This is a genomic window from Phenylobacterium sp. (assembly GCF_036723115.1).
GTDB lineage: Bacteria > Pseudomonadota > Alphaproteobacteria > Caulobacterales > Caulobacteraceae > Phenylobacterium.
The window spans coordinates 19,959-26,424 of the sequence record NZ_DAIMHV010000023.1; the positions used below are offsets into that span (position 1 = coordinate 19,959).

6 protein-coding genes and 1 pseudogene are annotated in these 6,466 nt (G+C 68.0%); 2 read left to right on the forward strand and 5 right to left on the reverse strand.

Features of this window, described 5'->3' with window-relative positions:
• Positions 1–699: pseudogene (locus V7D28_RS04580) on the reverse strand (hypothetical protein); the annotation flags it as partial.
• A gap of 159 nt (positions 700–858) precedes the next feature.
• On the opposite strand from V7D28_RS04580, the gene V7D28_RS04585 reads away from it, so the two are divergent.
• Positions 859–2,049 (forward strand): acetyl-CoA C-acyltransferase, encoded by a 1,191-nt coding sequence (locus tag V7D28_RS04585; RefSeq protein ID WP_333586182.1) that lies wholly within the window; start codon positions 859–861, stop codon positions 2,047–2,049.
• A 21-nt stretch (positions 2,050–2,070) separates the two neighbouring features.
• Here V7D28_RS04585 and fumC read toward each other — a convergent pair whose 3' ends face one another.
• On the reverse strand, positions 2,071–3,462 hold the full coding sequence (gene fumC / locus V7D28_RS04590) for a class II fumarate hydratase (protein ID WP_333586183.1): 1,392 nt from the start codon (positions 3,460–3,462) through the stop codon (positions 2,071–2,073).
• A gap of 82 nt (positions 3,463–3,544) precedes the next feature.
• Here fumC and V7D28_RS04595 point away from each other — a divergent pair, with 82 nt between their 5' ends.
• The gene (locus V7D28_RS04595) at positions 3,545–3,958 is read left to right on the forward strand and encodes a RusA family crossover junction endodeoxyribonuclease (RefSeq protein WP_333586184.1); all 414 of its coding nucleotides are present in this window, start codon (positions 3,545–3,547) and stop codon (positions 3,956–3,958) included.
• Here V7D28_RS04595 and V7D28_RS04600 read toward each other — a convergent pair.
• The 3 genes from V7D28_RS04600 to V7D28_RS04610 all read right to left on the reverse strand — a co-directional run bounded on the left by V7D28_RS04600 (position 3,932) and on the right by V7D28_RS04610 (position 6,355).
• Entirely contained in the window at positions 3,932–4,318 is a 387-nt protein-coding gene (locus V7D28_RS04600; protein WP_333586185.1) for a DUF5367 family protein, read from the reverse strand. The two genes, V7D28_RS04595 and V7D28_RS04600, sit on opposite strands and share 27 nt — an antisense overlap.
• 186 nt (positions 4,319–4,504) lie before the next feature.
• Positions 4,505–4,792: a CtrA inhibitor SciP gene (sciP, locus tag V7D28_RS04605; protein ID WP_333586186.1), complete on the reverse strand. Its 288-nt coding sequence runs from the start codon at positions 4,790–4,792 to the stop codon at positions 4,505–4,507.
• A gap of 177 nt (positions 4,793–4,969) precedes the next feature.
• Positions 4,970–6,355: a flagellar hook protein FlgE gene (locus tag V7D28_RS04610; RefSeq protein WP_333586187.1), complete on the reverse strand. Its 1,386-nt coding sequence runs from the start codon at positions 6,353–6,355 to the stop codon at positions 4,970–4,972.
• Between the last annotated feature and the right edge of the window lie 111 nt (positions 6,356–6,466).

A 6,466-nucleotide genomic window follows, 5' to 3' on the forward strand; every position in this document is an offset into this window, starting at 1 on the left:
CGCCACGGCGAAGGCCGCAGTGAGGCTTTCGGCCTGGGCCACCCCGTCCGGACCGTTGATCGCCAGCGGCAGGCCGCGGGTGGTGAAGATGGCCTGAGGCGCGTCAGGCTTGAGGAGGCTGTCCAGCCGCTCGGGCCGCACCGCGGCGAACAACCAGCGCCGACCCGCCGGAGTGGAGACGGAGGCGGCGGCCACCAGCACGGCGCGGGCCTCCCCCTCGGCGGCGAGCCAGGCGCTCTGAGGCGATCGTTCGGCGAAGGCCGCCAGCCGGGGCCAGTCGACGCCTGTGGCGGCGCCGGCCAGGGCCAGCTCTCGCGACCCGTCCAGGATAGCGACGGCCTCGACCACGCCGGCGCCGGTCTTCAGGGCCAGCTCGGCGGCTTCCAGGGGGCTCTCGGGGTCCGACGTCAGGGCGGCGGAGGCCGCCGCCAGACCGCCGCGGGCCGCAGCCAGCTCCGTCTCCAGCCGGGCGGCCAGGGTGGCGGCCTCCCCGGGCAGGGCCGCGCCGCCCTGGGTCACGCGGGTGGGCTCGCTCTGAATTCGCGCCACGGCGAAGGCGGTGTAGACCGCCATCAGAAGCAGGGTGGTCAGGATGGCGACGCGGGCGAAGGCGAAGGTCTGCGGCGGTCGCGACCCTGCGCCGCCGTCCCCGCCGCGTGACCTGCCTCGCGCCGCGTTCTGACTACCGCGTCCGGCCAAGACCCGCCGCTCCCTTACCCCACAAACCGAGTCACCCGCGCCCTTGAGTCTATGCCTCCGGATTCCGGTCGTCACGGGGCATGCGCCAGCTTTGGGGCTCATGCCCGCATCCGGTCTGTCTCTGGAGCGCTTCGCGGCCCAGGTCTATACAATCGACCCATGACCCAGACTTCAGATCCCGTCGTCATCGCCAGTTTCGCCCGCACCCCCATGGGGAGTTTCCAGGGGGCGCTCAGTCCGTTGAAGGCCACAGACCTGGGCGCTGTGGCCGTGCGCGCGGCGGTGGAGCGGTCCGGGGTGGACGCCGGTCGGGTGGAGCAGATCTTCATGGGCTGCGTCCTGCCTGCGGGCCTGGGCCAGGCGCCGGCCCGCCAGGCGGCCCTCGGCGCGGGCCTGCCGCTCGGCGTTCAGGCCACCACCGTCAACAAGATGTGCGGCTCCGGGATGCAGGCGGCCATCATGGCCCATGACGCCCTGGCCGCGGGTTCCGCCGAGGTGATCGTCGCCGGCGGCATGGAGAGCATGTCAAACGCCCCCTACCTGCTGCTCAAGCATCGCGGCGGGGCGCGGATCGGCCACGATACGGCGTCCGATCACATGTATCTGGATGGCCTGGAGGACGCCTATGAGCCGGGCCGGCTGATGGGATCCTTCGCCGAGGAGACGGCGGCCGCCTACCAGTTCACCCGCGAGGCCATGGACGCCTACGCCATCGAAAGCCTGAGGCGCGCGCGACAGGCGGTCGAGACGGGCGCCTTTTCCCGCGAGATCGCCGCGGTGGAGGTGACGAGCCGCAAGGGCGTGGCGAGCGTCTCCACCGACGAACAGCCCCTGAAGGCCGATCCCGCCAAGATCCCGACCCTGAAACCCGCCTTCGCCCGGGACGGCGCCATCACCGCAGCCAACGCCAGCTCGATCAGCGACGGGGCGGCGGCCCTGGTCATGACAAGGGCCTCGGCAGCCGAGGCTCTGGGCCTCAACCCCGTGGCGCGGATCGTGGCCCACGCCGCCCACGCCCATCAGCCCGGCCTCTTCACCACCGCGCCCGTGCCTGCCATGCAGAAGGCGCTCAGCCGCGCCGGCTGGTCGGTGGCGGATGTGGATCTGTTCGAGGTGAACGAGGCTTTCGCCGTGGTGGCGATGATCGCCGAGCGGGAACTGTCCATCCCGCGGGAGAAGCTGAATGTGCACGGCGGCGCCTGCGCGCTCGGCCATCCCATCGGCGCGTCGGGCGCCCGCATCCTGGCCACCCTGATCGCGGCCCTGGAGGCCACGGGCGGCCGGCGCGGCCTCGCCAGCCTGTGCATCGGCGGGGGCGAGGCCACGGCGGTGGCTGTGGAGCGGCTCTGAGGCGCGCCCCCGAAGGCGGCCTCAACCCGGAGAGATCATCTTCTCCGGGCGGACCACCTCGTCGAACTCCTCATTGGTGACATAGCCCCCGCCCACGGCCTCGTCGCGCAGGGTGGTGCCGTTCTTGTGGGCGGTCTTGGCGATCTTGGCGGCGTTGTCGTAGCCGATCTTGGGCGCGAGCGCGGTGACCAGCATCAGCGAGCGCTCGAGGGCGGCCTTGATGTTGTCCTCGCGGGCCTCGATGCCCACCACGCAGTTGTCGGTGAAGGAGATGGCCGCATCGGCCAGCAGGCGGCAGGACTGCAGGAAGTTGTAGGCCATCACCGGGTTGAAGACATTCAGCTCGAAGTGACCCGAGGCGCCGGCGAAGGTCATGGTGGCCTGGTTGCCGAACACCTGGGTGCAGACCATGGTCAGGGCTTCGCACTGGGTCGGGTTGACCTTGCCCGGCATGATGGACGAGCCGGGCTCGTTCTCCGGCAGGGAAAGCTCTCCCAGGCCCGAGCGGGGGCCCGAGCCCAGGAAGCGGATGTCGTTGGCGATCTTGAACAGCGAACCGGCCACGGTGTTGATGGCCCCGTGGCTGAAGACCATGGCGTCGTGGGCGGCCAGGGCCTCGAACTTGTTGGGGGCGGTCACGAAGGGCAGGCCGGTGATGGCGGCGATCTTCTCGGCCACCAGCTCGGCGAAGCCCACCGGCGCGTTGAGGCCGGTGCCCACGGCGGTGCCGCCCTGGGCCAGCTCATAGAGGCCATAGAGGGTGTCCTTCAGCCGGCGCACGCCGGTGGAGACCTGTTGGGCGTAGCCCGAGAATTCCTGGCCCAGGGTGAGCGGCGTGGCGTCCTGGGTGTGGGTGCGGCCGATCTTGATGATGTGGTCGAAGGCCTCAGTCTTGGTCTTCAGAGCCGCGTGAAGATGCTCCAGGGCCGGCATCAGCTCGCGGGCCACCTGCTCGGCGCAGGCGATGTGCATGGCCGTGGGATAGGTGTCGTTGGACGACTGGCTCATGTTCACGTGGTCGTTGGGATGGACCGGCGACTTCGAGCCCATCACCCCGCCCAGGATCTCAATGGCGCGGTTGGAGATCACCTCATTGGCGTTCATGTTCGACTGGGTGCCCGACCCCGTCTGCCAGACCACCAGGGGGAAGTGGTCGTCGAGCTTGCCGTCGATGACCTCCTGGGCGGCCTGGACGATGGCCGCGCCGATCTTCGGGTCCAGCCGGCCCAGGGCCATATTGGCCTCAGCCGCCGCACGCTTGACCACGCCCAGGGCGCGGATCACGGGCTGGGGCTGCCGCTCCCAGCCGATCTTGAAGTTGCCGATGCTGCGCTGGGACTGGGCGCCCCAGTAGCGATCGGCCGGAACCTCGATCGGGCCGAAGGTGTCGGATTCGGTGCGGGTCGCGGTCATCGGGGCCTCCAGCCATGGAATTGTCGCGCCGGTTTAGCGAGGCCGGGCGAGACTGCAAAGCGCCCCCAGGCTAGGAAGAGCCATGAACGACGGCTGGATCCATCACGGCAAGGTCCGCGCCCGGGAGACCACGGGCGGGGTCGAGGTGGTCGTGGACGGCCTGACCACCCAGGCCAAGTACTACAAGCCCCTGATCTATGAGTTCTTCCGCAAGGCCTGGCGCGGATCGCGACCGGCCTGGGGAGAGTATGCCGTGGAGATCGCCATGGAGTATGTGGGCGACCCGCCTTGGCTTGACCTGGACAATCTGGCCAAGGCCATTCTGGACGCCATAAAGGGCTATGTGTTCCACGATGACGCCCAGGTGGGCCGCCTGCTGGTGGAACGCCGCGCCGGGGAGCGGGAGCGCATCATCGTGGTGGTGCGAAGGCTCAGCCAGCCGGGCTTCGACGCGGCCACCGCCGCAGGTTCAAGCGGGCTTCGCCGGCCGCTCTAGGGCCAGGGCCAGCAGGGCGCCATAGGCCACCACCACGAAGGCCCCGTACCGGCCCAGGCTTTCAGGGGCGCTGCCTGGCATCACCTGCTGGAAGAAGGCCAGCACCAGGGCCGCGCCCGCCAGGCCGGGCAGGGCGAAGGCGCCCGCCGCCAGAAGCCAGCCCCGCCGCTTCAGCCGACGCAGCCGGGCGGTGAGGTGGAAAAAGAAGAGGGTGGCGCCGACCACCAGGCCGGCGTTCAGCGCATAGAACCAGAAGGCGGTCTCGATGAGACCCGGCGCAAAGGCCGCATAGAAGGCGGTGACGGCGGCCCAGACCAGCACGCCTGAGAGCGAAAACCAGACATAGTCCTGCTTTGACACCGTTCAGCCCCCCAAGGCCCCGCTTTCGGGAGCTTGTGCGATGAGTGTGCCAGCCGCATGTCGATTCAACCGAGGGCGTTTGAAACCCCGATGCGGCGCCCGTGAAACGTGCGCGCAAAACAGTTGCGGCCGCGCCTTTCGGGCGCGGCCGCTGTCTCGCGAACCGATCCTGGGGGGAGCAAAGGTTCAGCGATACTGCTGCAGCCGTGTGGTCCGCAGGCCGGCCATGCCGTGCCGGTCGATGGACTTCTGCCAGGCGAGGAACTCCTCGGAGGTCAGGTCATAGCGCTTCAGCGCGTCTTCCAGGCTGAGCAGCCCGCCGCGCACGGCGGCGACCACCTCGGCCTTGCGCCGGATCACCCAGCGACCCGTATCGGCTGGCGGCAGATCGGCCAGAGTCAGGGGAGCGCCTGTCGGACCGATCACATAGGGCTCCCCGCGACTGTTCGTCCGGGTCTGCTGTTGTTGCAACATGGCTTTACGCCTTTCCCACCATCATCGTTGGGAAAGACCATAGGGCCGCTGCCATAACAGCTGGTGAATCCCGATAGTGAAGACCGGAGTAACCATTCGCTCCCCCATGTACTAGAATGATACAGTCATAGTTTTCAGAGGCGATTAACCTATGCTAATCGCCAGTTACTTGGAAAATTATCGGCGCATGCTGATAAGTTCATCCAGCATCTGATCTGAAGTCGTGATGATGCGCGAGCAGGCCGAGTAGGCTTTCTGCGTGGTGATCAGGCCGGTGAACTCCGCCGAGAGGTCCACAGTCGAGTTTTCAAGGGTCGACGGCGAAATGGTGCCCGCCCCGCTCAGCCCCGCTTGCTTGATCGTGAACTCGCCACTCTCGATGGTGGCGCGATAGGCGTTCCCGCTCACTGCGCGCAGACCATCGGGATTGGCGAAGGTGGCCACCCCAATCTGAGCGATCTTGCGCACCTGGCTGTTGTCGAAAATGGCCGAGACGACGCCCAGCTCGTCCACCTCCACGCCCACCACCGTGCCCACGGTGGCGCCGTCGGGATTGACCACCTTCACCGTGGAAGCGCTGGCGTACTGGGTCACATTGTCCAGGTCGAAGGCGATGTCCTGGGCGCCGACCCCGAGCGTGTCGGCCCAGCGCGGCGTTCCCGCCGCACCCGAGGCGGCCAGGCTGATGGACGGCGCAGCGCCAGCGGCGCCGAACAGCGTCGTGTTGGCCAGGTCCATGGTCCCGTCGGAATTGAACACCACCATGCCGGCCGTGATCTGGCCGGAGGGACCGCCGGTCACGTCGCTGGCCGGGATGGCGTAGATTTCGGCGTGCCACTCGTTGGGGTTGGCGTCGCTCTTGAGGAACGACATGGCGATCTTGTGGATGCCGCCCACCGTGTCGACCACGTTCATCTCGATGGTGAAGTCGGGCTGGGTGCCGGTGGCCGGGTCGGAATTCACCTCCCAGTCGGCCATGGACCGGGTGGTGGCGTCATAGGTCGCCTCGGCCGCCGAGATGGTCTGGGTCTTGTTCAGATTGGCGCTCAGAACCACGTTGGCGGTGGCCTGCACGGCCGAGCCCAGGTTCTTGACGTTGATGGAGTTCAGCTCCGTCAGGTCCGAGGGGTTGTAGCGGATCGAGCCGTCGGCGGCGATCGGCCAGCCTTGCAGGTAGAAGCCCGCGTCATTGCGCAGGAAGCCGTCGGGATCGACGCTGAACGAGCCGGCGCGGGTGAAGACGCGTTTGTCGGCCGAGGTCAGGCCCGCGCCCTTTTCGGTGACGATGAAGAAGCCGTCCCCCGAGATCGCCAGGTCGGTGGAGGAGTTGGCGCTCTGAATAAGCCCCTGCTGGCTGATGTACTGGCGCGTCAGGCCCTGAACGCCGCCGGCGCTGTATCGCCCGGTCACCGCCTGGGCGGTGACGATGTTGGCGAAGTTCACCTGGTTGCGCTTGTAGGCCACCGTATTGATGTTGGCGATGTTGTCCGAAATGGCGGCGAGCGCCGAGGAGTTGGCGGTCAGTCCCGACACGCCGGCGAGCATGGCGCTGTTGATGCTCATGGGTCCTTGCCTTCTTTCTCTGTGTTCTTGGGGGGAGGGCGAGCAGGTCCTTCAAGGACCCGGTCAGGCCGCCTGGGCCGGCGTTTCGTCGTCGGCGGGATTGTTGTTGGG